Source organism: Acinetobacter sp. ANC 3903 (assembly GCF_002135315.1).
Taxonomy (GTDB): Bacteria; Pseudomonadota; Gammaproteobacteria; order Pseudomonadales; family Moraxellaceae; genus Acinetobacter.
The window spans coordinates 22,051-48,439 of sequence record NZ_NEGA01000008.1 but is presented as its reverse complement, the minus strand read 5'-3'; the positions used below and the strand labels follow the sequence as shown (position 1 = coordinate 48,439).

The following is a 26,389-nucleotide window of genomic DNA, read 5'->3' as shown; positions in this document are numbered from 1 at the left end:
TATCATTTAATTTTGTTTGAAAATTAATCAAATTATCCCCATGTAAAACCCTAGATTCACAGTTTTTAGGGCAGCTGAATTGCAACGTTATCTTGATCTCAATCATGACTCAGGTGTGGCCAACTATGAAATTGGCCGGGAATTCATTCGGGTTCAATTCAGGAAAAAATCAAAAATTTATACCTATAGTTATGCCAGTGCCGGATATCAACATGTCGAAAACATGAAACAGTTGGCCCAGTATGGCGATGGTTTAAATGCCTATATCAATCATCATACCCGTCAGCTATTTGTTAGATAAGGTATCTGTTTATGATCTGAATATTCAAGATCAATCCCGACAGGATGCTTAAAAAATTTGAGTCAGGTAGAAAAGACGCAGCGGTCTTTGCAGCAAGCTGGTATAAAATCAATACAATTTATCCCAGCCTATATTGCAAGCCAGGTAGCCGGATAGTGGCTTTGAAACAGAGTAAAAGTGACAATAGAACAAGAGCGCGCTTATGAATGGAAAAACAGAATGTCAAACATGTATGGTCTGCAAGAAAAGCTTTCCTAAAAAAAGCCTGATTCCTATCGGAACAATTCGAAAAGTCATTACAGAGGAAATCTCAAAGGATTTTCCGGAGTGGTCATCTGGAGACTTTATCTGCCAAGCCGATTTAACCAAATATCGTATGCAGTATGTGCAGTCCATATTAAAATCTGAACAAGGTGAAGTCACTGATCTGGAATATGAAGTGTTGAACAGTATGCAACAGCATGAGCTGATCAGCAAAAATATAGAGAACAAGCTCGATCAGAATTGGACTTTTGGAGAAAAACTGGCCGATAAGATTGCAAGTTTCGGCGGTAGCTGGACCTTTTTGATCTGCTTTGCCATTTTCTTGGCCTTATGGATTTTGGTCAATACGGTGGTAATGGTGAAACATCCTGCAGATCCATATCCGTTTATTTTATTAAATTTAATGCTGTCCTGTCTGGCAGCTATTCAAGCGCCCGTAATCATGATGAGCCAAAACCGGCAGGAAGCCAAAGACCGTTTGCGTTCGCAAAATGATTATCAGGTCAACTTGAAAGCTGAATTGGAAATTCGGCATTTACATGAAAAACTCGATCATCTTTTAATGCATCAGTGGGATCGTCTGGCGAAGATTCAGGAAATTCAACTGGATTTGCTTTCAGAAATGACCAAGAAGAAATAACAGGATCAACAGGGCTGGTCTCTTGCGTGATCCCAGCCCTTTCTGTAGAGAAAAAATTGCAATCCATACGGCTTTAGCGTAATTAAAAACGATATTTTCACTTGAATTGGGAATTTTTTTTATAAATTTGGATAAAACGGGAAAATATCCTGAAAATGATAAAAATTGCAAAATCTTCGGAAATTAATCCCATACGCCTTGGGCTATTCTATATCTCAAGGGTGTGAAAGGGATCGAAAAGAGTAGATTGCTGCCAGTTGCGTATAACGTCAGTGTAGTACTTACCCACAAGGTCTTGATTCGGCTTAGGACGCTATAGATTACCAATTTATAGGCATCAGGTTATAACTTACCCAGTTGTAATAGTTGAAGTGAAACAGCATGTTTTCCCTAACACCCTAAAAAATTCTCTGAAATAAAAATAAATGATAAAAATTTTAAAAAATCAAATTTAAATTCAAAAAAACGGATACAAATCAGTGGTTCATTTTTGTTGATAAAATCTGCTAATTTAGAAATCATAAGCTACTACTCAGGCAGACAATAAAAATGATGAATGATGAATGATGATTTATGGAGTCGTTTTTTACTTAGTTCATTGCTGATTAATTACATTATATTAATGATCTGGTTTTTAGCCTTTATTTTTGCCCGTGACTGGATGAAACAGGTTCATGGCAAATGGTTCCAGCTCTCAGACACCACTTTTGATGCCATTCATTATGGTGGTATGGCCATATATAAAATTGGCATTTTACTGCTTAATCTGGTGCCATTTCTTGCCCTATATCTGATACGAACTGCCTAAACCGGATTGAGCAATTTACAAAAACCAAGCCTGGTGCAAACATGCGAATAGAGCATCACTTAAACAGCAGTTTCTAAGCTAAAAAATGGTCAAACTACAATAAAAAATCAAGCAGAAGAGGAATTCAGAACCATGAATCAATTTAAATCGGCACTGGTTTTAGGCGCTTTTATTTGCTTGGGGATGATTGTGGCAGGATGGATTCTGGGCAGTAGTGCAGTCAAAATTAAACAATATGAACGCATTGTTTCGGTCAAAGGCTTGTCCGAACGCGAGGTCAAAGCCGATGTGGCGGTATGGCCGATTCGTTTTAGTTCTGCCAGTCAGGATCTGACCCAGCTGTATGACACCATGGAAATACAAACCCAGCAAATACAGACTTTCTTGAAAGCGGAAGGTTTTAGCGCTGGGGAAATCACTACCGGAGCTCCAGTCACCACCGATAAATATGCCCAGCAATATGGCGGCGATGCCAATGTGGCACTGCGTTATACCGCACATCAAACCATTACTGTCTATACTCACAAAATAGATGCAGTAAGGGCTGCGCAAAGTCGCTTGGTGGTCTTGGGTAAAAAGGGCATTGCTTTTGGTGGCGATGATTCGGGACAAAGAACCGAATATTTATTTACCAAGTTAAATGATATTAAACCGGCCATGATTGAACAGGCAACTCAAAATGCCCGCACTGTAGCAGAAAAATTTGCCGCAGATTCCAAAAGCCGTTTAGGTAAAATCAAGGCGGCCAATCAGGGTCTGTTTAGTATTGAAGACCGCGACAGTAATACGCCGTATTTAAAGAAAGTCCGGGTAGTGTCTACGGTTGATTATTATCTGGCCGATTAAAGTGAGCAGGGATGTACGCTGAGGATTGGAGACAAATTCCATTAATTCTGTTTTTTATGCAATAAATAACCTTTATTTTTCTTGAAAAGATAAAAAATTTTGTGAATGAATTATTTGGAGGGAAAAATTTCCAAAAATAATAGAAAATCAAAAATCTTAGGAAATTAATCCCGATTCTCTTTGGCTAACATATATCTCAAGGGTGTGATAAGGGATCGGAAAGAGTAGATTGCTGCCAGTTGCGTACAACGTGAGTGTAGTACTTACCCAAAAGGTCTCGATTCGGCTTAGGACGCTATAGATCATAAGTTTATAGGCTATAAGATCATCACTTACAAAGTGTGATAGTTGAAGTAAACTCCAATGTTTTCCCTAACACCCTAAAAATTTTTTCCAAACAATAAAAAATAACAATTCTTTTTCTTTTCATTTGTTTAATCTATATCAAATTTTACCCAGCTGAATGTGCATTCCATCATTAAAAGTATACTTATCAATTGATATAAAGTGATTTTCCATCAAAAAACAAAATAGTCGGCTGAAAAAACTCTTGCTAGAATGCAAGTTGATCATTATAAAATGAGCCAATAACAATGAAAAAATACGAATTGGAAATTCGTCATCCGCAACACTTGAGTGAGCAGGATGCAGAAGCTTTAGGATTATTTAAAAGTACAGAAATATTAAGCCAATTCGATGCAATCAACTGGCGTCGCCAACTGGTTTCGCAACTGGAAATGAATGGGGCCATTACCACATTTACCGTAACCGATACCGATACCCAGCAAAGCGTGTGCCTCAGCTTAAATGCCTATTCAGCTTCCGATCAGCTGGCATTTAAACTGGACAGTGATATTGAAATTATCACGCCGCAAAAAAACCTGTTTGGTTTAGTCACCTTAAAAAACAAGGATTATGTGGCCTTTAAACAGCTCACTCTGGATCAGGCCAGAGCATACCTTAACCATTTTTTAAATGGTCAGCTGGAAACCCTGAAAGACAGCTATAAGACCACCCGGGAAAAATCGCATCAGACTAATTCTGGCCGGGTGTCACGGCATTGACAGCGGTAGCAGAGATTGTTATTTTGCGCCCATTCTCCCATATGCCGTATTCGCTATGCCCATTAACGATAACTTCGTTTATATGCCGCCTCAGGAACCGCTTGCTATTGTCTATGAAGATGAAGACTTGGTGGTGATTGAAAAACCGGCCGGGTTGTTGTCGGTTCCGGGGCGTTTGCCTGAACACCATGACAGTGCTTATTTGCGCGTACTGGAACGCTATCCCAATGCTAAAATTACCCACCGTTTAGATATGGCCACCTCGGGCATTTTGATGTTTGCCAAACACCGTGAAGCAGAAGTGGCAGTCAGTAAAATGTTTCAGGCACGTACCGTCAAAAAAAATTACATTGCGCTGGTTCAAGGCAAGCTTGAAGCTGAGGGCAGTGTCGAAGTGCCATTAATTACTGACTGGGAAAACCGGCCGCGTCAAATCGTGCATTTTGAATTGGGAAAATCTGCTAAGACTCTATATCAGGCCTTGGAATATTCGGCAGCAGAAGACATTAGCCGGGTATTGCTGACCCCAATTACCGGGCGCTCGCATCAGTTGCGGGTGCATATGCAATATATCGGGCATCCGATTACTGGCGACAAGCTCTATCATCCAGCACCGCAGCAGAGTCCCTTAAAACGCATGGCTTTACATGCCAGTTATCTGTCTTTTACACAGCCTTTAAGCAGAGAAAATGTTGAAATTAAGGTAAAAGTGCCTTTTTAATCAATATCTTAAGAATTTATATGTTCAGTATTCTATAATCTTAATAATAAGTTACATATATGCTATGAGAGCTATCTTCTTCTTGTCAGCTAACTGATTTATGATGATGAAAATCTTGGAATAATAAAAAAGTGCGATCATTCGCACACAATATCCCTTTTTCTGGTGATTGAGAAAAATTAATAATAAATAATGTGTCACATTTCTTTGAAATAATAATTTTGAGATAAGAATAATGATTTATCTATATATCCTGACCACCATTATTTTGGTGGGATTGCTTTATCGGGCAATCATACAAATAAGAAAAAAACAGCTCAACCTCGAGTCTTTACAGGTGAATCTGGATCGCACGCGCAATAATCTGGCAGAGCATGAACAGCAAAACGATGCGCTGCATCATCAATTGAATACCTGTCGTATAGAAATCGGAAATTTAAAAAACAAGCTTGAAAAGCTCAGTCAGTATCAGGATGTTTTAGATATTGAAGACTATGTTGCAGAGCGAAAAAACCAGGTCGAGAGCTTTGTAGAAGTCACTAAAACTGAAGCAGAGTTTCTGCTGGAAAAAATCGAGGCAGAGATTGAAAGTGTTCGACATTATCTGGAAAAACTGGAAAAAAATAGCCGAGTTAATCTGGAAGCCCAGGCGAGAGAACGATTAGGTGGTGTTTATAATCAAGCGGTAGAACAAGAAAACTTAGCGGCAATTTCGAAAGCATTGGAAAATAAGATTCATGGTTATGGCATCCAATATTTATATCCTGCACAAACAGTTTTGGATCAGTTAATTGATGGCTATGATGAAATTCATGCCGTGCAGCAGTTAAAAGAAGTGCGCCGTAAAATAAAAAATGCCATTGCAGCAAACACGGTGGGACAATGTGATTATGTTGAAGAAAATCGCCGACTTTCGGCTATCGCTCTGGTTACTCATGTGTTTAACAGTAAGGCCGATCTGTATTTATTACAACTGACTGATGACACGATGGGGGAGTTTATTCAAGCACTGCAAGATGACTTTATCCTGATCAATCATTATGGAACAGCATTTAGTTATGCCCGAATTAATGAATCATTTTTAAAGTTACGTCTGGAAGAGTTAAAGTTTGCAAGCCTGGTTTTAGCATTTAAGGCACAGCAACAGGCTGAACAAAGTGAGTTGCAAGCACAGATGATAGAAGGCTAACAACAGTCTATCTATTGAAAAAATAAGAATTTACAAAGAAAGAAAGGCTTCCTCAGTAATATTGATGCAGTTAAATCGAGAAATTGAAACAAACTTGAGCTAATCTGTGTAGCATGATATAGCTTGTACCTGATTACAATAAGGAAGCGCTCCATGACACGCGATTTTAAACAATTTCCCGATGACGAAAACGGTAATGTACTTTGGCAAATGGCTGAAGATGGCGACGACTTGACCGAAGCCCATGAAATTGAATTTTCCATCGCTTTTCAAACTCAAGAACAGGCAGAAAAATGCGCACTTTATCTGCTGAAAGAAGAACAAAAAATCAGCCTGTTTGAAGATGAAGAAGCCGACACGGTCGAGTGGATTATCACGATTTATGTGTATATGGAACCTGAATATTCAGACATTGTCGACCTTGAAGAGTGGTTTGGCAGTATTGCTGAACAGCATGGCGGTGAATACGATGGCTGGGGTTGTATGGCCTATGTTTATGATGACGAAGATTTAGAAGGCGAAATTAGAAGTTAATTCATTTTGTTAATATTTATAACCTGTCTGAATTCATCGGGGTTAACCTAAAATCTGATTTTACCTCTTTAAATAAGCCCTAAAAGTTCTAATGTTTAGGGCTTTTTTAATACTTGGATTTTATGAAATCATCATCAATGAATTAAAACTGAACAGGGCATAGTTAAAAATGAACCTTTTTGGATGATCACATTCAGTTTGTTCTTAATCATGTAGATATTTCTCTTAAATTTTTGAATTGAAATTCAAAAATAAAAAGTTTCTTCATTATTTTATCTTCCTTAGAACCCATCATCTTAATTTTATCTGCCCCCATTTGTTTACTAAACATACTCAAATTGTTTACTAAGCACTGCATTTATAATGAGTACTCCTTACTAGATTATAGGGTCTGTTCACATTTCATAAATGGCTTGCGTTGTAGGCTAAAATTGAGCATGAGACGTATATGTCGCAAGAATGAAATGCAAAGAATGGTGGTTTCATTTTTAAATTTCATGACGAAGTCTGAGATAATTTTCGCCACAACTCTTCGAGACTAGCGTATTTTTTGATGCTACGTCGTTGTGAACTACGCATTTAGAATGACTAAATTTTGTATTTCACGCCTAGTATCATCTAAAAAATACGCGTAGTCGCAAACATAGACGAATTGCCAACAGACCCTACATAAATTTTAAAAAGCAGTTCATTCATATTCGAAGAATCGAAAGGAGCACCGCATGGCAGTCAATAATTATGTGGCCTATCGTCCAGAGGTAGAACAAAAACAGGAAAATGAAGAAGAAGATATTCAGTACATTGTAGAGCATATGGCTCAAACCCATATTCAGGTTTTTGACAAGCATCGTCATGCAGTTCGAGATGCACATGCTAAATCCCACGGTTTCTTAAAAGGCATTACATTTCCCAAAGCAGAAGACCTTTAGTCCGGCACGTCGAGTCTATTCAGATGACGTGCTGTCTTTCAATCCTTGGCATGGTATAAAAGAACACCAGCCTTTAGTTTCGATCATGCGGGTACGCATCAGGCGTATGAACGTTCATCTTGTTTTAGACACTGTATGAATATTCAGCCCCGTACAGAACCCCCTCCTATTGATGACATGCCAGACTAAAATATTTAGAGAATATTTAGAAATAAATGTCAGATTTAAATGAAGAAATACCTGATTGAATGCAGGTATATTTAATCTGGAGAGACTCTGAAAATTGCCATGTGGCTTTTAGTTGTGGAAAAGGAAGCCTTGCTTCATATCATACTAAAGCCATACATAGGCATGGCATAACAACAGTAAACTGAACTTTGAAAAATAAAAATAAGGCGAGATCAGCAAATGAGTGAAACCAATACAGAAAGTAATACAGTAAAACTGCACTGTGTATTTACCGCACCACCAGAACGGGTGTTTAAAGCATTTATTGATCCAGACGCTCTGGTTAAATGGATGGCACCACATGGTTTTACCGCTAAGGTTCATCATCTGGATGCCAAAGTCGGTGGGACTTACAAAATGTCGTTTAGCAATTTTTCTACCGGTTCTAGCCACTCCTTTGGTGGCACCTATCATGAAATTATTGCTAACCAGCTGCTACGCTATACCGACCAGTTTGATGACCCGAATTTACCGGGAACCATTGAAGTGATCATTCAATTAAAAGCAGTTTCTGTTGGAACGGAAGTGCATATTACCCAATCTGGCATTCCCGATGTTATTCCTGTAGAAGCTTGTTATTTGGGATGGCAGGAATCCTTACTACTGCTCACTTTACTGGTTACTCCTGAAATTCCAGATCAGTAGCCGCTTGCAATGCAAATTCAAATCAAACGTGCCTATGCGGAAGTTTTAGCTACAGATGGTAAACGTATTCTGGTTGACCGGTTGTGGCCCAGAGGCATTAAAAAGGAAGATGCCAAAATTGATCTGTGGCCCAAGGACATTACACCCTCGACTGAGCTGCGGAAATGGTATGCACATGATCCCGAACATTGGGAAGAGTTCCAGCAACGCTACAGGGCTGAATTGCAGCAACAAGTAGCGCTATTGCAGCAAATTAGCGAAATCGCTAAACAGGAAAAAATTAGCCTCATCACTGCAGCAAAAAGTGAAAAATATAACCATGTTATTGTACTTAAAAAGGTTTTAGAGGAAAGCTGAAAGCATCTGATGAGCAGTTTTATTCCATAATTTATATAAGGTTTTAGCAGGCGTGTTGCGGATAAAATGCTATAGTAGTGTTTTTGAGGTTTTTTTATGTCTTTGCCAAATTGCCCCAAATGTAATTCAGAATATGCTTATGAAGATGGCGATTTACTGATTTGCCCAGAATGCGCTCATGAATGGAAACAAGGCGAAAGCAATACTGAGCAGGCTACAATTATTAAAGATGCAAATGGCAATGTGCTTGCTGATGGCGATACTGTTACCCTGATTAAAGATCTGAAAATTAAAGGTTCTTCATCTGTGATTAAAGTGGGGACCAAGGCGAAGAACATTCGTTTATTACCGGACTCTAGCGATGGGCATGATCTTGATTGTAAAGTGGATGGCTTTGGTGCAATGAAATTAAAATCTGAATTTGTGAAAAAAGCTTAATTCACTACATTAAAAACCAAAAAAGCTCTGGCAACATGCCGGAGCTTTTTTATGAAGTAGTGACTGCATGAATTCATATTACTGGCTTTTATGAGAAGCATTGTTGATTAAACATTGACAGATCTGTTTTATGATTAAAGCACCCTCATGCTATAACTATAGTCATTCATCTTAAAGAATTGTTGTTATGCCGCATATCCATCTCGAATATTCCGACAATGTAGAAAATTTTGACCCCAAACCAATCTTGCTTGCTTTAAATCAGGCCTTGGTTGAGGGAGCTTATGTCACTGCCGCGAATCAGCTCTAAAAAGCCGCGCCATTTGCCAGCACGATTATGTCATTGGTTTAGAAGATACCTCGCAAGCCTATGTGCATGCCAAAGTGTCTTTATTGACCGGACGTAGTGTGGAGTTACAACAGCAAATTGCTCAAGTAATTCTGCACACACTCGAACAGCATATACCAGCCCAAAGCCAGATCAGGGTACAGATTTGTGTGGAAATTTTGGAAATGCAGAAAGCCACTTACGCTAAAAAAATTGTTTAAGGCTTGGCGGGTTATTGAATCAACAGATAGGAGAGAATAGATCGGCAATTTATTCTCTTGGAGGCATATCACTATACTTTAATGAAAATTATGCTTTGATGAAACTGCGCTTAGATCAAATAACCAAGCATCCTTTTTAGACGATAAAGTATTCAAAGATAAACTTAAATAACGATCATAAAATGTACTTTTTTGAAATAAAAAGTCATTTATATTTAATATAAATAGAGTATTTTTTAACAATGTAATTCTATTCTTTTATAACTTTTACAATAACAAGTGGAGTGTTTTATATGGCGGGATGGTATGAAGTCAGTCAGGCAAGCGATGGACAATATCGCTTTGTTTTGAAAGCTGGTAATGGGGAAGTGATTCTGACCAGCGAATTATACAAGAGCAAAGCTTCTGCACAGAATGGCATTGAGTCCGTGCAAAAAAATAGCGCTGAGGATAGCCGCTATGAACGTCTGGAAGCGAAAAATGGTAAGCCTTATTTCAATTTAAAGGCAGCAAATTATCAAATTATTGGCACCAGCCAATTTTACTCAAGTGAGCAATCACGCGATAAAGGCATTGAATCGGTGAAAACTAATGGTTCAAGTACCACCATTAAAGACCTGATTGCATAAATCAAATCGATGCTCAGATTAAAGCATGTATTGATACATGCTTTATTTTTGAGTAGAGAAAAACAATGTAAAAAAACTGAGATCAAGTCTGGACAATGAATTGATCATCAAGTTTTTATCCGGCACATGGGTTTAAAAGCGTTTAGGGATTTTCTGGCCATTCGGTACAGGGGATTCCGCCTTTTTCAGCACGCCAAACAGCCAGGTTTCAGCATGGTTGACAGCCTGTTTTAAATCGTCACCTTGTGCCAAACGGCCGGCAATAAAGCTGGCCAGGGAACAGCCTGAGCCGTGATATTGACCTTCAAGGCGAGGACAGCGGGTTTCAGACACCAGCTTGCCATCTACATATAAAGCATTACGGATATAGTCCGGGGTATCTTCATGTCCGCCTTTGACTAAAATCGCTTTAGCACCCATGGCAAAAAGTTTTGCCGTTGCCTGGTCTATATCTTCCACTCCGGTTAAAGCGCGAAGTTCTACCGTGTTGGGGGTGATGAGGGTGGCTAAGGGAATCAGTTCGACGAAGGCTTTAACCAGTGTGGCTTGGTCCCCCAAAGAACCACCACTATTGGCCACCAGTACCGGATCGAGTACATACAGATATTCAGGATGTTCACGTAAAAATTCAGCCAAAGCGGCAATATTGTCTGTGGTGCCTAACATACCGGATTTCACACATTTAATCGGTAAATCACCGACTACAGCATGGGCTTGAGCCAGCAATAATTCTTTGGAGGTTGCTTCAAAACCAAACACCTGCTGCGAGTTTTGAATGGTCAGTGCAGTACAGGCAATTGCTGCATGTGCGCCACTTTGGCCAATCGCTTCAATATCTGCCTGCAAGCCAGCGCCACCCGATGGATCTAAACCAGAAAAGCAAAGTACAGTAGGGCGCACAATGATGTCCTTAAATCACAAAATTTGCGTTAGTATAGGCAACTTTGAGCCAAGTCTCGATAGTATTTTTGAAGTAAAAATTTAAGTTGAAGGGTCGGTTGGTGATTAAGAATATTTTGATTGATTTAGATGGAACATTAACTGATCCCAAAGTGGGGATTACCACTTCAGCGCGTTATGGCCTGGCCAAAGTAGGTCATCCGATTGCCGATGACGTCAGCATCGACTGGATTATTGGTCCACCTTTGCAGGCTTCTTTGGCGAAAATTTTAAATGTGGCGGTGGATGATGTTTTGGCTGAACAGGCCTTGATGGGCTATCGGGAACGTTTTGCCGTGACCGGTTTATATGAAAATCATGTTTTTGAAGATGTGGCTGCAACTTTGCAAACTTTACAACAAAAAGGTTTCCGTTTGTATTTGGCTACGGCAAAACCTCAAATTTATGCCAAGCAGATTTTAGAACATTTTGATCTGCTGCAATATTTTACTTATGCCTATGGCAGTGAGTTGAATGGTGAGCGTACCAACAAGGGTGAGTTGATTGCTTATATTCTGGAAAAGGAAAATTTAAATCCAGCTGAATGTGTGATGGTGGGTGACCGTGAGCATGATATTTTTGGTGCTCGCAGCAATGCTATAGACACCATCGCAGTGGACTATGGTTATGGCTCTGATGCAGAGCTCACTCAGGCAAAACCTAAAGCACGGATAGCCAAATTTTCCGATCTGCTTCAATTTTTTTGATCACTCAATACAAGCTTACTTCCCTTTGTATCTACCCTGAATCAAGCTTTTTGTGCTTTTAATGTAGATCCAGATAAAAACTTTCCTTCACTTCTTCCATGACAATGTAACTGTGTGAGGAAGCGGAGGAGGGAAGTTTTTTGAGTAAGTCGCCGAGTAGACGTCGATAGGCACTCATTTCTTTTAAACGTGCTTTCACCAGATAATCAAATTCGCCTGAAATCAGGTGACATTCCAGAACTTCAGGAATTTCCACCAAATCACGTGCAACCTGATCAAACACATCACCTGATTTGGCTGAAAGTTTGATTTCTAAAAATACCAGCAAGTTGCGATCGACCAGTTGTGGATTCAGCCGCGCGTAATAGCCCATGATGATGCCATCGCGTTCCAGACGTTTGACCCGTTCCGAACAGGGGGTGGTAGACAGATTGACCCGAGATGCCAATTCGCTGATGGCAATCCGTCCATCGCGCTGCAAAATATCCAGAATCTGCTGATCTATACGATCCAATTTACGCATTATGATTTTCCTTTTTTTAGAATTTTTTCGTGACAAAACTATTAAATTACCTAGATTATAGTGCTTAAAACAGTGAAAAAAACTATCAATCAAAAAATATACTAGTGAAATAAACTAGTATGCGTTAGGGATAAGCAATGCGTGTAATTGTCTTGGGTAGTGGTGTAATCGGGGTTGCAAGTGCGTATTACCTCGCACAACAGGGAGCAACCGTTACTGTTTTGGACCGTCAGTCTGGGCCTGCTGAAGAAACCAGTTTTGCCAATGCAGGTCAAGTCTCGCCGGGTTATTCGACGCCGTGGGCAGCACCGGGTATTCCATTTAAAGCAGTCAAGTGGATGTTCCAGCATCATGCTCCGCTCGCCATCAATATGGATGGCAGCATGTGGCAATTACAGTGGATGGCGCAGATGCTCAAGAACTGTAATCCACACAGCTATGCAATTAATAAAGAGCGCATGACCCGGGTTGCAGAATATAGCCGTGACTGCCTCAGAGAGCTGCGTAAAGAAACCGGCATTCACTATGAAAACCGTTCTAAAGGCACTTTGCAAGTTTTTCGTAATGAAGCGCAACTAGACATGGTGCAACGTGACATTCAGGTGTTAAAAGAATGTGGTGTGGAGCATGAACTTTTGCTCAAAGATGATCTGGCTAAAGTGGAACCTGCTTTGGAATTTGCCAAAGATAAACTGGTCGGTGGTCTGCATCTGCCAAATGATGAAACTGGCGACTGCTACCTATTTACCAATGCGCTTGCCAACTTGGCCAAAGAGCTGGGTGTAGAGTTTAAGTTCAACCAAAATGTTGAAAAACTGGTGCTTGAAGGCGATGACATCAAGGGCGTGGTTGTGAATGGACAAGTCCTTACCGCAGACCGTTATGTCTTGGCATTTGGCAGTTATTCCCGTGACTTCTTAAAACCATTGAATTTGAATTTACCGGTTTATCCGGTGAAAGGCTATTCACTGACCATTCCAATTGTTGACCCTGCATTTGCACCGCAGTCTACGGTGCTGGATGAGACTTACAAAATTGCGATTACCCGTTTTGATCAGCGTATCCGGGTGGGTGGTATGGCTGAGCTGAGTGGTTTTAACCATGGCTTGAACCAGGATCGTCGTGCAACTTTGGAAATGGTCACCAAGGATTTATTCCCGGGCGGAAACCTGGCAGAAGCAACTTTCTGGACAGGTCTGCGTCCAATGACACCGGACTCCACCCCGATTATTGGTGCAACACGTTTTAAAAACCTGTTTCTCAACACCGGTCACGGCACGCTGGGATGGACCATGGCCTGCGGTTCAGGCAAGCTCATCAGTGACTTAGTCATGAATCATCAACCGGACATCAGTACCGAAGGTCTATCGATCCAACGTTACCCTTCAGCAGCCTAATCTGTTTTAGGTCATATTGATTCAAGGAAGAACAACATGCCACGTCCCATTACTGCAGTGATTCATCTTCAGTCACTGCAGCACAATTTAAATGTTGCTCGTACCAAAATGCCGAATAGTCAAGTCTATGCGGTCGTTAAAGCCAATGCCTATGGTCATGGTATTGAGCGCGTCTATCAAGCTTTCAAATCTGCCGATGGTTTTGCGCTGCTCGATTTGGCAGAGGCGAAACGCATTCGTGCTCTGGGCTGGAAAGGTCCCATCTTATTGCTTGAAGGCATTTTTTCCGAGCAAGACCTGTTTGACTGTGATGAGCTGAATTTGAGCTTCACCATTCATAGCCAATATCAGATTGAATGGTTAGCCCGATTCCCCAGACCAGCCCGGTTTGATGTTTACCTGAAAATGAACAGCGGCATGAACCGTCTGGGTTTTGCGGCTGTTCATTATCGCGACATTTGGCAACAATTATCTCAACTGAATAATGTTCAAAGCATCACTCACATGATGCATTTCTCGGATGCTGATGGTGAGCGTTTAGGACGTGACGGCATTGAGCATCAATGCCAGTTGTTTGAGGCAATCATCCATGATTTACCGGGTGCGTGTTCAGTCAGCAACAGTGCAGCCATCTTACGCCATCAGCAGTTGCAGTCGGATGTGATTCGTAGCGGCATCATGCTTTACGGCAGTTCTCCCGATTTTCCTGCACACAGCATTGATGACTGGAACCTGCAACCAGCGATGAGTCTGCGTAGTGAGATCATTTCGGTTCAACAGCTTAAAGCGGGGGATAGTGTGGGTTATGGCTCCCGATTTGTTGCTGAATGCGAGATGCGTATTGGTGTGGTGGCTTGCGGTTATGCCGATGGTTATCAACGTATTACCGCAACAGGTACGCCCATTTTAGTCGATGGTCAACGCAGCAGTTTGGTCGGACGTGTCAGCATGGATATGTTAGCGGTCGATTTATCTCATCTCCCAAGTGCCCAAGTCGGTAGTGAAGTGGTGCTGTGGGGTACATCGAAACACGGCACTGTGCTCAGTATTGATGAAGTGGCGGCAGGTTCAGGCACGATTGGCTATGAGCTGATGTGTGCTGTCACTGCACGCGTCAATTTTATTCAAGATTAAATTTTTAAAAATCAGATCATTCATTCAATTCATTGATACAAGGAAATGTAGATGTCCCATAGCGATATAGAAAAGTTCAATAGCAACGCCGTCATGAGCGCAGTCACTGTGTTTAATCAGGTAGTGTATTTGTCAGGACAAGTACCTAAAAACACCGGTAATGGTGTCGCAGGCCAGACCCATGAAATTTTAGCCACTATTGATGAATTGCTGGCTTTGGCCGGAACCGATAAATCCCGACTGCTGTCTGCACAGCTTTATATTAAAAATCTCGCTGACTTTTCGATAGTCAATGCCATTTGGATTGACTGGATGAAAGGTTGTACACCACCTTCGCGTGCCACCATTCAGGCAGATCTAGTCAATCCGGACTGGCTGATTGAAATTGCTGTAACGGCGGCACAGCCTTAATGCCAAAAATCTCCCCCGTATGGCAGCAAAGCGGTTGAGACCGATTTGCTGCCTGGCGTGTAAATGTCGCTGGTTGGGATGACCGGCAATGTAAAGCACATGGTTTACACGCAATCGTATGTTAAAAGGATGTTCAGTTATGACCACTACACCACGAGCAGACGATGCCAAGGCATCATCGCATGAACTACAACGAAAACTGTCCAACCGTCACCTGCAACTCATTGCCATTGGTGGCGCGATTGGGACAGGCCTGTTTATGGGTTCAGGCAAAACCATCTCCCTGGCTGGCCCTTCAATTTTATTGATCTATACCATCATTGGTACCATGTTCTTTTTCCTGATGCGCGCATTGGGTGAAATCTTACTTTCCAACCTGCATTACAAATCCTTTATCGATATGGCGCATGACCTGATTGGTCCGGGTGCAGGCTACTATATTGGCTGGTCATACTGGCTGGGCTGGGTGCTGGTTGGCATCGCAGACTTGGCTGCTATTATCAACTATCTCAGCTTTTGGCTGCCTGAAGGTATGGCCTTTACCCCATCAGGACAGGCCATGATCAGTGTGGCCTGCGTGTTGCTGGTGCTCGGCATTAATATGCTCGCCGTACGTCTGTTTGGTGAAATTGAATTCTGGTTTGCGCTCATCAAGATTTTGGCCATTTTAGGGCTGATTGGTATTGGTGGCTTTATGGTGTTTAGCCATTTTCATGCACCAGGTGGTTCGCTTGCCAGCTTTAGCAATGTCTGGTCGCATGGTGGCATGTTCCCGCAAGGCGGCAGCGGTTTCCTGGCCGGTTTCCAGATTGCCTTGTTTGCTTTTGTTGGTGTGGAGCTGATTGGAACTATGGCGGCAGAAACCCAAGACCCTGAAAAGAACTTGCCTAAAGCAATCAACGCCATTCCGACCCGAATTATTTTGTTCTATGTATTGTCACTATTCATTGTGATGTCGGTTACCCCATGGAACCAGATTCCTGCGGATCAAAGTCCCTTTGTGTCGCTGTTCATGCATGCAGGCATTGGTGCAGCAGCTATTATCATGAACCTGGTGGTGCTGTCATCGGTCATGTCTTCCATGAACAGTGGCGTGTTTTCAACATCGCGCATGCTGTTTGGCTTGGCGCGGGAAGGGCAGGCACCGCAAAAGCTGGCACAATTGTCTAAGCGTGCTGTGCCTGCAAAAGGTTTATTGTTCTCTTGCGCCTTTATTATGGTGGGGGCAGCATTACAATATTTTGTACCGAATACGGTTGAAGCCTTTACTTTAGCAAGTTCGCTGTGCGTGATTTTGTTTATCAGTATCTGGAGCATCATCATGGTGTGCTATATCCGTTACCGTAAACTGCGTCCGGAACTGCATGCCAAGTCCACTTTTAAAATGCCGGGCGGGATATGGATGTCCTATGTGGTACTGGTATTTTTATTCTTTACTTTGATTATTTTAAGTCTGGAAGCCGATACCTTGCGTGCTCTGATGATCAGTCCGCTTTGGTTGCTTATTTTGGCCGTGACCTATCAGCTCCTGTATAAACCGCGGATGCGTAAACGTCATCAGGACATGCTGATGAAAAGCAATCAGGAAATGTTGAACTAAATTTTTGTCAGATGTAAAAAAGCCCTCGATTGAGGGCTTTTTTGATGCTTAGAAGATCGGTTTCACCACCACTAGAATTACTACGGCAAATAAAATCAGCGTTGGCATTTCATTAAAGAAGCGCCAGAACTTGTGTGATTTGTAATGCGCATTACCGATCAGTTTTTTACGGTAGTAACCACAAACAAAGTGGTAAATCACCAATAATCCGACCAATCCGACTTTCAGGTAAAACCACAATGCGTCGTGGTAATGACGCGTTGCATCACCCCAATCCACTAGAAAGTGTGCGGTGATGAGTGTTGCAACCATTGAGGGCCACATGATGCCACGGTACAGCTTACGTTCCATGACTTCAAAACGCTGATGACTCACCGCATCTTCACTCATGGCATGGTAAACATACAAACGTGGCAGGTAGAACAGCGCCGCAAACCAGCAAACGACTGCAATAATATGTAATGCTTTTACCCACAAGAAAGCATCAGAAGGAGCATCCATCCATTCACCCTTTTAAAGGGCAGTGTGGCAGAAGTTGATCATCCATGGTTGAATGATCAACACTTCTTAGCTTAGCCTTCCCATTTTTTGAAAACGAGACAAGCATTTACACCGCCAAAACCGAAACTGTTACTCATCACAGTATTCAATTTTGCGTCACGTTTTTCAAGTACGATATCAAACGGTTTTGCACCTTCATCCAGTTCAGTCACGTTGATGTTTGGCGCAATAAAGTCATTTTGCATCATCAGGACAGAATAAATGGCTTCATGTACACCCGCAGCACCCAGGCTGTGACCGGTCATAGACTTGGTTGAGCTGATAGGCGGTACTTGGCCTTCACCGAATGCACGTGCCATGGCTTTCAGTTCAGTCACGTCACCTGCAGGAGTTGACGTACCATGCGTATTCACATAGTCAATCTTGTCAACGCCATGCTGTTTCGCTTCTTCAAGGGCCATCAGGATACAGCGTGTTGCGCCTTCACCGCTTGGAGCCACCATGTCTGCACCATCAGAGTTAGCTGCATAGCCCACTACTTCAGCAAGAATTTTTGCACCACGAGCTTGTGCATGCTCAAGTGATTCAAGTACCACAAAACCGCCGCCACCAGCAATTACGAAACCGTCACGGTCAGCAGAGTATGGGCGAGAAGCTTTTTCAGGGGTGTCATTGTATTTAGAGCAAAGCGCACCCATGGCATCAAACAGTAAGCTTTGTGACCAGTGATCTTCTTCACCACCGCCGGCAAGCATTAAATCCTGTTTGCCCAATTGAATCAGGTTATATGCATAACCAATCGCATCGGCAGAAGTTGCACATGCGCTGGTAATGGTATGCGCTACACCTTGCAGTTTGAATGCAACACCGACGTTTGCGGTAATGGTATTGGTCATGTTACGCGGCACAAAGAAAGGACCAACTTTACGCGCACCTTTGGTTTGCAATAGTTCGTTCATTTCAATGACAGAGGCGGTTGAACCGCCACCTGAACCACCGGTAATACCGTAATGCGGGTTATTGGCTAAATCTTCAACTTGTAAACCAGCATGTTCAACAGCAGAAAGTGCCGAGTTGTAGGCATACATTGCACACACGCCCATGAAGCGTTTCAATTTGCGGTCAATGTTGTCAAAATTTTGTTCAGCTGCTGCACTGACATGGCTCTTAAAGTTTAATTCTGCATAAGTCGGGTTAAAACGTGTTCCAGAAACCCCGTTTTGTAAAGAATGAGTGACATCTTCTAAAGAGTTACCAATGCATGAGTTGATACCCATACCAGTGATTACAACACGCTTCATCTACAGATCCCTTCTATGGTGATATTTTGAGTAAAGGCAGCTGATTCAGGGAGAAAACTAAAAACCGCAATCCAGCGCATTACTCATGTCTTTCGGTTGCATTCATGATAGCAGAAAGGTTTTTGAATTCTTATGGCAAATATTATGCCTATTTTGACAGTATGTATCTGTAATGTTTACCCAGAATAATTAACTAAAAGATACACATTAATATTGAGATAAACTTAGACTACACCTAGTATTTATCAATAATTGTAAGAATAGAAGATGAGGGTAAAGAATGACAGATACCAATAATAAACATTCAGGTGGATTCTTCTCAAATGCTTTGGGAGTGGCTAAAAAGATCAGTGCAACAGGAATGACTGTGCTGAATCATGCAGCTGCCGAACGTGCTGGCAAGGCCAATGGAGCCTTGACCAATGGTCATGTCATTGAGGGAAGTGCCCGTTCTCAAAGCGTATTTGAATCCAGGAAATATGATAATCCTCAACAAATGATGCGCGAGTATTTACCTAATGTATCGCGGCAATTGCTAGGTCGTCAGTACGGCAAGGTCAGTCGCGTGGCTAATTTTGTTTCACCGGATTTTTCAGACAAGGTATCGGACTATTTTTTTGAACATTTAAATCAATTTACTTCAAATCTGAGTTCTGTAGATGCCGTGCTGGATCAGGCCGGTGCAAAAGATTTACAAGAACTGACTCAAGATGTTGAACGTTCAAAACGTCTGAGCCAGGCTTTGGCTGAACAAAATAAATGGCTTGCCTCTATACAGGGTGCCGTGACGGGTGCTACAGGTGTAGTTGGTTCAGCGATTGACCTACCTTTGTCACTGCTGATGTCTCTACGCATGATTTATCAGGTGGGACGTGCTTATGGCTTTGAGCTGAACAAAGACACCGAACAGGATATTGTCCAGTTTGTGTTTAAACAAATCGACTTGGGGCAGATTGCGGAAAAACAGAGTGTATTGATGGCACTTAAAATAGTGTCCAATATGCTGCAAACCAATGATACTGCCCAATTGCAAAACATGCTAGGTTCTAGCAATGATAGCGAGCCACTGAAAAAATGGCTGGTCAATGAAAATGGTGAAATGAAATGGAACTGGTTGAATCATCTTCCAAAAGTTTCATTGATCAGTAAATTAACCCCGGTTGCCGGAGCAGGTATAGGTGCAGCTTATAGCTGGAAACTGGTGGAAGATGTCAACCAGAAAGCCCAGCAGATATTTTCCCATGCCAGAAGCTATTTGCAGCAGCACCAAGGAGCGGAGTTATCTCCTATTGCGGCTTATGAGAAATCTTTAGAGTTATTGGCACAGGCAACGCCAAGATTATTAAATCCCTTTACTAAAACTGATCTGAATGCCGAGCTTAAACTTGATCAAGACATAGCAGTGGAAGGGCATGGCACGATTGCCAAAGTCACTATTAAGAAGAAAGCAGATGATGCCATTGTGGATGATGAACGTAAAAGTGAGCGGGTAGAACAAGGATTAGAGTATTTGGCTGAACACATGGTTGAACCTCATGCACAGGTTGAACCGCAAAAACCGGCCATACCGGTAGATGAAGCAGAAATAGATGAATATGCTCAGGCAGATGTTCAAGGAATTGATGCGGGCAGTGAGCAATTTGCTGCTTCCCAATCTGAACAAAATGAAGCAGCTAAGCCAACCAAGAAAAAAGTTACAAAATAGAGTGCAAAAAAGCCTAGGGTAAAGTCTTTAAAAACGCAGCTACTGACCTACATATAAGGAAGTGTTCGATATTTGATATGGTCTCGAATATTGACCATTTTTCTATCTTCGCTTACAATTGTGTGCCCTCAAAAAGTGGTATTTTTTTGAGGCTTTTTATTAACGGGAGAATTGCCAAATGGCAACAACAAATCAGTTGATCCGTAAGGGTCGTACGACTTTGATTGAAAAATCAAAAGTTCCTGCGTTGAAGGCTTGTCCACAACGTCGTGGTGTTTGTACACGTGTTTACACAACTACACCTAAAAAACCTAACTCAGCAATGCGTAAAGTTTGCCGTGTTCGCTTAACTTCTGGCTTTGAAGTATCAAGCTACATCGGTGGTGAAGGCCATAACCTACAAGAGCACAGTGTTGTGCTTATCCGTGGTGGTCGTGTTAAAGACTTACCAGGTGTACGTTACCATACCGTTCGTGGTTCTTTAGACTGCGCTGGTGTTAAAGATCGTAACCAGTCTCGTTCTAAATACGGTACTAAACGTCCTAAGAAATAATCTTTTTAGATTAACTTCTTAAGACCGTAGAACCGCAATCCTTTATCGTCTCGCTTGTCTGATTTCTGCATTTAATTTTGTAAAATTCAAGCGACGTGTAGTAAGGCCAGCGAACAGTACATGACACTTTGTACTCATGCTGGATAAACCTGAAGTGTCATATTTATAGGTGTATTAAAATGCCAAGACGTCGCGTAGTCGCTGCCCGTGAAATCCTTCCGGATCCTAAGTTCGGCAGCCAAACAATCGCTAAATTCATGAACCACGTAATGCAAGATGGTAAAAAATCTATTGCTGAAAGTATCGTTTACGGTGCTTTAGACCGCGTTCAAGAAAAATCTAAAGTAGACCCAGTTGAATTTTTCGAGACTACTCTTGAAAAAGTTCGCCCTATGGTTGAAGTAAAAGCACGCCGTGTTGGTGGTGCTACTTATCAAGTACCTATGGAAGTGCGCCCATCCCGTCGTACTGCCCTAGCTATGCGTTGGTTGGTAGATGCTGCTGCTAAGCGTTCTGAAAAAACAATGGCTTTACGTCTTGCTGGCGAGTTGCTTGATGCAGCTGAAGGTAAGGGTTCAGCGATTAAAAAACGTGAAGATGTGCACCGTATGGCTGAAGCCAACAAAGCCTTCTCTCACTACCGTTTCTAAGCGGATAAAACAGCCCCTATTCAGGAGGGTGGCAAACCAGTTTTCACTGTTTTGTCATCGAATCGCTTTAAGCTGCCTGGCAGCTTAAAGCGTCCTGTTTTAAACAACAAAATTTAGGAATGCAAGAAATCATGGCTCGTCAAACCCCTATTTCTCGTTACCGTAACATTGGTATTTCAGCTCACATCGATGCTGGTAAAACCACGACTACTGAACGTATCTTGTTCTACACAGGTGTATCTCACAAAATTGGTGAAGTACATGATGGTGCAGCAACAATGGACTGGATGGAACAAGAGCAAGAGCGCGGTATTACAATTACCTCTGCTGCTACGACTTGTTTCTGGTCTGGTATGGGTAAACAATTCCCAGAACACCGTATTAACGTAATTGACACCCCAGGACACGTTGACTTCACAATTGAAGTTGAGCGTTCTATGCGTGTTCTTGACGGTGCATGTATGGTTTACTGTGCTGTAGGTGGTGTACAACCTCAGTCTGAAACTGTATGGCGTCAAGCAAATAAATACCAAGTGCCTCGTTTAGCATTCGTGAACAAGATGGACCGTACTGGTGCAAACTTCTTCCGTGTTGTTGAACAAATGAAAACCCGTTTGGGTGCTCATCCTGTACCTGTAGTAATTCCAATTGGTGCTGAAGAAAATTTCCAGGGTGTTGTTGACCTGATCGAAATGAAAGCCATCATTTGGGATGAAGCGTCTCAAGGTATGCAATTCGAATATGGTGATATTCCTGCTGACCTTCAAGCAACTGCTGAAGAATGGCGCACCAACATGGTTGAAGCTGCGGCTGAAGCATCTGAAGAATTGATGGATGAATACCTTAACAATGGCGATTTGACTAAAGAGCAAATCATTGCTGGTATTCGTGCACAAACTTTGGCTTGTGAAATCCAACCAATGCTTTGTGGTACAGCGTTCAAAAACAAAGGTGTTCAACGTATGTTGGATGCTGTAATTGAATTCTTGCCATCACCGACTGAAGTTAAAGCAATCGAAGGTATTCTTGACGATAAAGCTGAAACTAAAGCGACTCGTGAAGCATCTGACGAAGCTCCGTTCTCTGCGTTAGCGTTCAAAATCATGAACGACAAATTCGTAGGTAACTTGACTTTCGTACGTGTTTACTCTGGTGTGCTTAAACAAGGTGACCCAGTTTATAACCCAGTTAAAGCGAAACGTGAGCGTATCGGTCGTATCGTGCAAATGCACGCAAACGAACGTCAAGACGTTGAAGAAATTCGCGCTGGTGATATCGCTGCATGTGTAGGTCTTAAAGACGTTACGACTGGTGATACACTGTGTGATGAGAAAAACATCATTACCCTTGAGCGTATGGAATTCCCTGAGCCAGTAATTTCTTTAGCTGTAGAGCCTAAGACAAAAGCTGACCAAGAGAAAATGTCTATCGCACTTGGTCGTTTGGCGAAAGAAGATCCATCGTTCCGTGTTCGCACTGACGAAGAATCTGGTCAAACAATCATCGCGGGTATGGGTGAGCTTCACCTTGACATCCTTGTTGACCGTATGAAACGTGAATTTAACGTTGAAGCGAACATTGGTAAACCAATGGTTGCTTACCGCGAAACGATTAAAAAATCGGTTGAGCAAGAAGGTAAATTCGTACGTCAAACTGGTGGTAAAGGTAAATTCGGTCATGTATATGTTCGTTTAGAACCTATGGATGTTGAAGAAGCTGGTAAAGAATACGTATTCGCTGAAGAAGTTGTCGGCGGTACTGTACCTAAAGAATTCTTTGGTGCGGTTGACAAAGGTATTCAAGAACGTATGAAGAATGGTGTATTGGCTGGTTACCCTGTTGTGGGTATCAAAGCGACACTATTCGATGGTTCTTACCATGATGTCGATTCTGACGAATTGTCGTTCAAAATGGCGGGTTCTTATGCCTTCCGTGATGGTTTCATGAAAGCGGATCCTATCCTTCTTGAACCAATCATGAAAGTTGAAGTAGAAACTCCAGAAGACTACATGGGCGATATCATGGGTGACTTAAACCGTCGTCGTGGTATGGTTCAAGGTATGGATGACCTTCCTGGCGGTACTAAAGCGATTAAAGCTGAAGTTCCACTTGCTGAGATGTTTGGTTACGCAACTTCTATGCGTTCTATGTCTCAAGGTCGTGCAACTTACTCTATGGAATTTGCTAAATATGCTGAAACTCCACGTAACGTGGCTGAAGGCATCATTTCTAAATTCCAGTCTGGCGGTAAAAAAGGTGACGACGAGTAATCTTTCGATTACTATAAGCCCAAACTAATTCATAGTTAAAAACCAAAATCACTTATGGAGCTAACCCTCCATAAGTAGTTTAATAAGGAAGATCTCATGGCTAAGGCTAAGTTCGAACGTAACAAACCACACGTAAACGTGGGCACAATTGGTCACGTCGACCATGGTAAAACAACTTTAACTGCTGCGATTGCAACTATTTGTGCAAAAACTTACGGCGGTGAAGCGAAAGATTACGCAGCAATTGACTCTGCACCAGAAGAAAAAGCACGTGGTATTACCATTAATACTTCACACGTAGAATACGATTCTCCATCTCGTCACTACGCTCACGTAGACTGCCCGGGTCACGCCGATTATGTTAAAAACATGATCACTGGTGCTGCTCAGATGGACGGCGCGATCCTTGTATGTGCTGCGACTGATGGTCCTATGCCACAGACTCGTGAACACATCCTTCTTTCTCGTCAGGTTGGTGTACCTTACATTCTTGTATTCCTTAACAAGTGTGACCTTGTTGATGACGAAGAATTACTTGAATTGGTAGAAATGGAAGTTCGTGAACTTCTTTCTACTTATGACTTCCCAGGTGATGACACTCCAATCATCCGTGGTTCAGCACTTGCTGCACTTAACGGTGACCAAGGTCAATATGGCGAATCTGCTGTAATCGAATTGGTTGCTGCACTTGATTCTTATATTCCTGAACCAGAACGTGCGATCGACAAAGCATTCTTGATGCCAATCGAAGACGTATTCTCAATTTCAGGTCGTGGTACAGTAGTAACTGGCCGTGTTGAATCTGGTATCGTGAAAGTAGGCGAAGAAGTTGAAATCGTTGGTATCAAAGACACAGTTAAAACAACTGTAACTGGCGTAGAAATGTTCCGTAAATTGCTTGACGAAGGTCGTGCAGGCGAGAACTGTGGTGTTCTTCTACGTGGTACTAAACGTGAAGACGTTCAACGTGGTCAAGTACTTGCTAAACCAGGTACAATTAAGCCACACACTAAATTCGATGCAGAAGTATACGTACTTTCTAAAGAAGAAGGTGGTCGTCACACTCCATTCCTTAACGGTTACCGTCCACAATTCTATTTCCGTACAACTGACGTAACTGGTGCGATCCAATTACAAGAAGGCGTGGAAATGGTAATGCCTGGTGACAACGTAGAAATGTCAGTAGAATTGATCCACCCAATCGCAATGGACCCAGGTCTACGTTTTGCGATCCGTGAAGGTGGTCGTACAGTTGGTGCTGGTGTAGTTGCTAAAGTAACTGCATAATACGATAAGTTGAAACTACAGGTCGGGGACTTAAGTTCCCGATTTGTATTATAGGTCAGTAGTTCAATTGGTAGAGCGTCGGTCTCCAAAACCGAATGTTGGGGGTTCGAGTCCCTCCTGGCCTGCCATTTTTTAAAAAAAAAGCTTGATGCTGGTTAAATTGTCATATAATAAGTCGCGAAGCCTACGACGAGTACAAAAATGTCGAATGATAAATCGCGTGACGCATTAAGCGAAGCGCCAATTCCACAAAGAAATAATTCTGCTGAAGTTGTTAATTCTGGTTCCCCGTTAGATATTGTTCTATGGGTTATCGCATTGATTTTACTCATTGGTGCGACCATGGTGGGTCAGTATTTGCCAGCGTATTGGGCACCTGCGAATAATGTTGGTGTGCGCGTTGGTGTGATTTTGGCTTGTATCGTAGTGGCTTTAGGTTTATTATACGCCACCCATCAAGGCAAAGGCTTTGTTCGTGTGTTGAAAGACGCGCGAATTGAGTTACGTCGTGTGACTTGGCCGACCAAGCAGGAAACAGTGACCACATCTTGGCATGTTCTTGCGGTTGTTGTAATCGCTTCCATTGTTTTATGGTGTTTTGATTACATTTTAGGCTGGTTAATGAAGTTTATTATCGGGTAAGAGAGCTATGAAACGTTGGTACATTATTCATGCCTATTCAGGTTATGAAAAACAGGTGTTACGCTCGCTTAATGATCGAATCCAGCGTAGCGCTGTAGCCGATAGCTTTGGTGAAGTCCTTGTTCCGACTGAAGAAGTCGTAGAAATGAAGGATGGCAAGAAGCGTAAATCAGAGCGTAAATTCTTTCCTGGCTATGTATTAGTTGAAATGGAAATGAATGATGATACTTGGCACATTGTTAAAGAATGTCCAAAAGTATTAGGCTTTATTGGTGGTACGGCTGAAAAACCGGCTCCAATTACGCAAAAAGAAGCTGATGCGATTCTTGCACGTGTACGCAATACTGGTGAAGCACCTCGTCCTAAGACAATGTTTGAGCCAGGCGAAGAATTACTCGTTATTGATGGTCCATTCACCGACTTTAAAGGCGTGGTGGAAGAAGTTCTTTACGAGAAGTCACGTTTAACGTTGACAATCAATGTATTCAATCGTCCAACTCAGGTTGAGCTCGAATTTCGTCAAGTCGAAAAAGCGAACTAATTTAAGTTGGATTGAAAACGCCCGATTTATTATGGATCGGGCATTGTTGTTGTAACAGTTTTGTTACATGAATAATGTTGGGGAGC

At 42.1% G+C, this 26,389-nt stretch carries 29 protein-coding genes, 1 tRNA gene and 2 pseudogenes; 28 read left to right on the top strand and 4 right to left on the bottom strand.

Annotated elements, in window-relative coordinates:
• Window positions 1-79: 79 nt before the first annotated feature.
• The 15 genes and pseudogenes from B9T29_RS07785 to B9T29_RS07720 all read left to right on the top strand — a co-directional run bounded on the left by B9T29_RS07785 (window position 80) and on the right by B9T29_RS07720 (window position 10,142).
• Window positions 80-301: a hypothetical protein gene (locus tag B9T29_RS07785; protein WP_086175376.1), complete on the top strand. Its 222-nt coding sequence runs from the start codon at window positions 80-82 to the stop codon at window positions 299-301.
• A gap of 202 nt (window positions 302-503) precedes the next feature.
• Window positions 504-1,205, top strand: a complete 702-nt coding sequence (locus B9T29_RS07780; RefSeq protein ID WP_086175375.1) for a DUF1003 domain-containing protein — start codon at window positions 504-506, stop codon at window positions 1,203-1,205.
• Window positions 1,206-1,764: 559 nt separating this feature from the next.
• Window positions 1,765-2,013, top strand: coding sequence for a DUF6868 family protein (locus B9T29_RS07775; protein WP_086175374.1), 249 nt, complete (start codon window positions 1,765-1,767; stop codon window positions 2,011-2,013).
• A gap of 132 nt (window positions 2,014-2,145) precedes the next feature.
• Window positions 2,146-2,859, top strand: coding sequence for an SIMPL domain-containing protein (locus B9T29_RS07770; RefSeq protein WP_086175373.1), 714 nt, complete (start codon window positions 2,146-2,148; stop codon window positions 2,857-2,859).
• 593 nt (window positions 2,860-3,452) lie between these two features.
• A complete protein-coding gene (locus B9T29_RS07765) occupies window positions 3,453-3,923 on the top strand; it encodes a hypothetical protein (protein ID WP_086175372.1) in 471 nt (156 codons plus the stop codon).
• A gap of 55 nt (window positions 3,924-3,978) precedes the next feature.
• On the top strand, window positions 3,979-4,644 hold the full coding sequence (locus B9T29_RS07760) for an RluA family pseudouridine synthase (protein ID WP_086175371.1): 666 nt from the start codon (window positions 3,979-3,981) through the stop codon (window positions 4,642-4,644).
• Window positions 4,645-4,879: 235 nt separating this feature from the next.
• Window positions 4,880-5,833 (top strand): hypothetical protein, encoded by a 954-nt coding sequence (locus tag B9T29_RS07755; RefSeq protein WP_086175370.1) that lies wholly within the window; start codon window positions 4,880-4,882, stop codon window positions 5,831-5,833.
• 153 nt (window positions 5,834-5,986) lie between these two features.
• Window positions 5,987-6,367: a ribonuclease E inhibitor RraB gene (locus B9T29_RS07750; protein WP_086175369.1), complete on the top strand. Its 381-nt coding sequence runs from the start codon at window positions 5,987-5,989 to the stop codon at window positions 6,365-6,367.
• 722 nt (window positions 6,368-7,089) lie between these two features.
• The gene (locus B9T29_RS16535) at window positions 7,090-7,296 is read left to right on the top strand and encodes a hypothetical protein (RefSeq protein WP_228146580.1); all 207 of its coding nucleotides are present in this window, start codon (window positions 7,090-7,092) and stop codon (window positions 7,294-7,296) included.
• Window positions 7,268-7,485 (top strand): annotated as a pseudogene (locus B9T29_RS16775) (catalase); the annotation flags it as partial. The gene B9T29_RS16535 and the pseudogene B9T29_RS16775, both read left to right, overlap by 29 nt.
• A 219-nt stretch (window positions 7,486-7,704) precedes the next feature.
• Window positions 7,705-8,169 carry an SRPBCC family protein gene (locus tag B9T29_RS07740; protein WP_086175368.1) on the top strand — a complete coding sequence of 155 codons (465 nt, stop codon included), beginning with the start codon at window positions 7,705-7,707 and terminating at the stop codon, window positions 8,167-8,169.
• Between the two features lie 9 nt (window positions 8,170-8,178).
• On the top strand, window positions 8,179-8,526 hold the full coding sequence (locus B9T29_RS07735) for a DUF488 domain-containing protein (protein ID WP_086175367.1): 348 nt from the start codon (window positions 8,179-8,181) through the stop codon (window positions 8,524-8,526).
• Window positions 8,527-8,622: 96 nt separating this feature from the next.
• Complete coding sequence (locus tag B9T29_RS07730) at window positions 8,623-8,964, top strand: zinc ribbon domain-containing protein YjdM (RefSeq protein ID WP_086175366.1); 342 nt, start codon at window positions 8,623-8,625, stop codon at window positions 8,962-8,964.
• 187 nt (window positions 8,965-9,151) lie between these two features.
• A pseudogene (locus B9T29_RS07725) lies at window positions 9,152-9,513 on the top strand (5-carboxymethyl-2-hydroxymuconate Delta-isomerase).
• A 293-nt stretch (window positions 9,514-9,806) separates the two neighbouring features.
• Window positions 9,807-10,142, top strand: a complete 336-nt coding sequence (locus B9T29_RS07720; RefSeq protein WP_086175365.1) for a YegP family protein — start codon at window positions 9,807-9,809, stop codon at window positions 10,140-10,142.
• A 132-nt stretch (window positions 10,143-10,274) separates the two neighbouring features.
• On the opposite strand, the gene B9T29_RS07715 is transcribed toward B9T29_RS07720, so the two are convergent.
• Complete coding sequence (locus tag B9T29_RS07715; RefSeq protein WP_086175364.1) at window positions 10,275-11,042, bottom strand: hydroxymethylpyrimidine/phosphomethylpyrimidine kinase; 768 nt, start codon at window positions 11,040-11,042, stop codon at window positions 10,275-10,277.
• 101 nt (window positions 11,043-11,143) lie between these two features.
• On the opposite strand from B9T29_RS07715, the gene B9T29_RS07710 reads away from it, so the two are divergent.
• Complete coding sequence (locus B9T29_RS07710; RefSeq protein WP_086175363.1) at window positions 11,144-11,788, top strand: HAD-IA family hydrolase; 645 nt, start codon at window positions 11,144-11,146, stop codon at window positions 11,786-11,788.
• 58 nt (window positions 11,789-11,846) lie between these two features.
• On the opposite strand, the gene B9T29_RS07705 is transcribed toward B9T29_RS07710, so the two are convergent.
• Window positions 11,847-12,311 (bottom strand): Lrp/AsnC ligand binding domain-containing protein, encoded by a 465-nt coding sequence (locus B9T29_RS07705; RefSeq protein WP_086175362.1) that lies wholly within the window; start codon window positions 12,309-12,311, stop codon window positions 11,847-11,849.
• Window positions 12,312-12,448: 137 nt separating this feature from the next.
• On the opposite strand from B9T29_RS07705, the gene B9T29_RS07700 reads away from it, so the two are divergent.
• The 4 genes from B9T29_RS07700 to B9T29_RS07685 all read left to right on the top strand — a co-directional run bounded on the left by B9T29_RS07700 (window position 12,449) and on the right by B9T29_RS07685 (window position 16,853).
• Window positions 12,449-13,708 (top strand): D-amino acid dehydrogenase, encoded by a 1,260-nt coding sequence (locus B9T29_RS07700; RefSeq protein WP_086175361.1) that lies wholly within the window; start codon window positions 12,449-12,451, stop codon window positions 13,706-13,708.
• A gap of 36 nt (window positions 13,709-13,744) precedes the next feature.
• A complete protein-coding gene (gene alr, locus B9T29_RS07695) occupies window positions 13,745-14,842 on the top strand; it encodes an alanine racemase (RefSeq protein WP_086175360.1) in 1,098 nt (365 codons plus the stop codon).
• Between the two features lie 51 nt (window positions 14,843-14,893).
• The gene (locus tag B9T29_RS07690; RefSeq protein WP_166170803.1) at window positions 14,894-15,253 is read left to right on the top strand and encodes a RidA family protein; all 360 of its coding nucleotides are present in this window, start codon (window positions 14,894-14,896) and stop codon (window positions 15,251-15,253) included.
• Between the two features lie 139 nt (window positions 15,254-15,392).
• Window positions 15,393-16,853, top strand: a complete 1,461-nt coding sequence (locus tag B9T29_RS07685) for an amino acid permease (RefSeq protein WP_086175358.1) — start codon at window positions 15,393-15,395, stop codon at window positions 16,851-16,853.
• A gap of 48 nt (window positions 16,854-16,901) precedes the next feature.
• Here the strand turns inward: B9T29_RS07685 and hemJ are convergent, their stop codons facing one another.
• The gene (gene hemJ / locus B9T29_RS07680) at window positions 16,902-17,354 is read right to left on the bottom strand and encodes a protoporphyrinogen oxidase HemJ (protein ID WP_086175357.1); all 453 of its coding nucleotides are present in this window, start codon (window positions 17,352-17,354) and stop codon (window positions 16,902-16,904) included.
• 71 nt (window positions 17,355-17,425) lie between these two features.
• On the bottom strand, window positions 17,426-18,655 hold the full coding sequence (locus B9T29_RS07675) for a beta-ketoacyl-ACP synthase II (protein ID WP_086175356.1): 1,230 nt from the start codon (window positions 18,653-18,655) through the stop codon (window positions 17,426-17,428).
• Between the two features lie 280 nt (window positions 18,656-18,935).
• On the opposite strand from B9T29_RS07675, the gene B9T29_RS07670 reads away from it, so the two are divergent.
• From B9T29_RS07670 to nusG, 8 genes are all read left to right on the top strand, one after another.
• Window positions 18,936-20,360 (top strand): EcsC family protein, encoded by a 1,425-nt coding sequence (locus tag B9T29_RS07670; RefSeq protein WP_086175355.1) that lies wholly within the window; start codon window positions 18,936-18,938, stop codon window positions 20,358-20,360.
• A 178-nt stretch (window positions 20,361-20,538) separates the two neighbouring features.
• Window positions 20,539-20,913, top strand: a complete 375-nt coding sequence (rpsL, locus tag B9T29_RS07665; protein WP_004648013.1) for a 30S ribosomal protein S12 — start codon at window positions 20,539-20,541, stop codon at window positions 20,911-20,913.
• 179 nt (window positions 20,914-21,092) lie between these two features.
• Entirely contained in the window at window positions 21,093-21,563 is a 471-nt protein-coding gene (gene rpsG / locus B9T29_RS07660; RefSeq protein ID WP_004648014.1) for a 30S ribosomal protein S7, read from the top strand.
• A 131-nt stretch (window positions 21,564-21,694) separates the two neighbouring features.
• On the top strand, window positions 21,695-23,833 hold the full coding sequence (gene fusA / locus B9T29_RS07655; protein ID WP_086175354.1) for an elongation factor G: 2,139 nt from the start codon (window positions 21,695-21,697) through the stop codon (window positions 23,831-23,833).
• Window positions 23,834-23,929: 96 nt separating this feature from the next.
• Complete coding sequence (tuf, locus tag B9T29_RS07650; protein ID WP_086175353.1) at window positions 23,930-25,120, top strand: elongation factor Tu; 1,191 nt, start codon at window positions 23,930-23,932, stop codon at window positions 25,118-25,120.
• 52 nt (window positions 25,121-25,172) lie between these two features.
• Window positions 25,173-25,248: transfer RNA gene (locus B9T29_RS07645), tRNA-Trp, on the top strand.
• A gap of 73 nt (window positions 25,249-25,321) precedes the next feature.
• Window positions 25,322-25,762, top strand: a complete 441-nt coding sequence (gene secE / locus B9T29_RS07640; RefSeq protein ID WP_086175352.1) for a preprotein translocase subunit SecE — start codon at window positions 25,322-25,324, stop codon at window positions 25,760-25,762.
• A gap of 7 nt (window positions 25,763-25,769) precedes the next feature.
• Window positions 25,770-26,303 carry a transcription termination/antitermination protein NusG gene (nusG, locus tag B9T29_RS07635; protein WP_086175351.1) on the top strand — a complete coding sequence of 178 codons (534 nt, stop codon included), beginning with the start codon at window positions 25,770-25,772 and terminating at the stop codon, window positions 26,301-26,303.
• Window positions 26,304-26,389: the final 86 nt, after the last annotated feature.

What these genes read in the sequence shown, in the direction of transcription:
- B9T29_RS07780 (WP_086175375.1), top strand. Translation starts at nt 504, where the DNA reads ATGAATGGAAAAACAGAATGTCAAACATGTATGGTCTGCAAGAAAAGC.
- B9T29_RS07775 (WP_086175374.1), top strand. Translation starts at nt 1,765, where the DNA reads ATGAATGATGATTTATGGAGTCGTTTTTTACTTAGTTCATTGCTGATT.
- B9T29_RS07770 (WP_086175373.1), top strand. Translation starts at nt 2,146, where the DNA reads ATGAATCAATTTAAATCGGCACTGGTTTTAGGCGCTTTTATTTGCTTG.
- B9T29_RS07765 (WP_086175372.1), top strand. Translation starts at nt 3,453, where the DNA reads ATGAAAAAATACGAATTGGAAATTCGTCATCCGCAACACTTGAGTGAG.
- B9T29_RS07760 (WP_086175371.1), top strand. Translation starts at nt 3,979, where the DNA reads ATGCCCATTAACGATAACTTCGTTTATATGCCGCCTCAGGAACCGCTT.
- B9T29_RS07755 (WP_086175370.1), top strand. Translation starts at nt 4,880, where the DNA reads ATGATTTATCTATATATCCTGACCACCATTATTTTGGTGGGATTGCTT.
- B9T29_RS07750 (WP_086175369.1), top strand. Translation starts at nt 5,987, where the DNA reads ATGACACGCGATTTTAAACAATTTCCCGATGACGAAAACGGTAATGTA.
- B9T29_RS16535 (WP_228146580.1), top strand. Translation starts at nt 7,090, where the DNA reads ATGGCAGTCAATAATTATGTGGCCTATCGTCCAGAGGTAGAACAAAAA.
- B9T29_RS07740 (WP_086175368.1), top strand. Translation starts at nt 7,705, where the DNA reads ATGAGTGAAACCAATACAGAAAGTAATACAGTAAAACTGCACTGTGTA.
- B9T29_RS07735 (WP_086175367.1), top strand. Translation starts at nt 8,179, where the DNA reads ATGCAAATTCAAATCAAACGTGCCTATGCGGAAGTTTTAGCTACAGAT.
- B9T29_RS07730 (WP_086175366.1), top strand. Translation starts at nt 8,623, where the DNA reads ATGTCTTTGCCAAATTGCCCCAAATGTAATTCAGAATATGCTTATGAA.
- B9T29_RS07720 (WP_086175365.1), top strand. Translation starts at nt 9,807, where the DNA reads ATGGCGGGATGGTATGAAGTCAGTCAGGCAAGCGATGGACAATATCGC.
- B9T29_RS07705 (WP_086175362.1), bottom strand. Translation starts at nt 12,311, where the DNA reads ATGCGTAAATTGGATCGTATAGATCAGCAGATTCTGGATATTTTGCAG.
- B9T29_RS07700 (WP_086175361.1), top strand. Translation starts at nt 12,449, where the DNA reads ATGCGTGTAATTGTCTTGGGTAGTGGTGTAATCGGGGTTGCAAGTGCG.
- alr (WP_086175360.1), top strand. Translation starts at nt 13,745, where the DNA reads ATGCCACGTCCCATTACTGCAGTGATTCATCTTCAGTCACTGCAGCAC.
- B9T29_RS07690 (WP_166170803.1), top strand. Translation starts at nt 14,894, where the DNA reads ATGTCCCATAGCGATATAGAAAAGTTCAATAGCAACGCCGTCATGAGC.
- B9T29_RS07685 (WP_086175358.1), top strand. Translation starts at nt 15,393, where the DNA reads ATGACCACTACACCACGAGCAGACGATGCCAAGGCATCATCGCATGAA.
- hemJ (WP_086175357.1), bottom strand. Translation starts at nt 17,354, where the DNA reads ATGGATGCTCCTTCTGATGCTTTCTTGTGGGTAAAAGCATTACATATT.
- B9T29_RS07675 (WP_086175356.1), bottom strand. Translation starts at nt 18,655, where the DNA reads ATGAAGCGTGTTGTAATCACTGGTATGGGTATCAACTCATGCATTGGT.
- B9T29_RS07670 (WP_086175355.1), top strand. Translation starts at nt 18,936, where the DNA reads ATGACAGATACCAATAATAAACATTCAGGTGGATTCTTCTCAAATGCT.
- rpsL (WP_004648013.1), top strand. Translation starts at nt 20,539, where the DNA reads ATGGCAACAACAAATCAGTTGATCCGTAAGGGTCGTACGACTTTGATT.
- rpsG (WP_004648014.1), top strand. Translation starts at nt 21,093, where the DNA reads ATGCCAAGACGTCGCGTAGTCGCTGCCCGTGAAATCCTTCCGGATCCT.
- fusA (WP_086175354.1), top strand. Translation starts at nt 21,695, where the DNA reads ATGGCTCGTCAAACCCCTATTTCTCGTTACCGTAACATTGGTATTTCA.
- tuf (WP_086175353.1), top strand. Translation starts at nt 23,930, where the DNA reads ATGGCTAAGGCTAAGTTCGAACGTAACAAACCACACGTAAACGTGGGC.
- secE (WP_086175352.1), top strand. Translation starts at nt 25,322, where the DNA reads ATGTCGAATGATAAATCGCGTGACGCATTAAGCGAAGCGCCAATTCCA.
- nusG (WP_086175351.1), top strand. Translation starts at nt 25,770, where the DNA reads ATGAAACGTTGGTACATTATTCATGCCTATTCAGGTTATGAAAAACAG.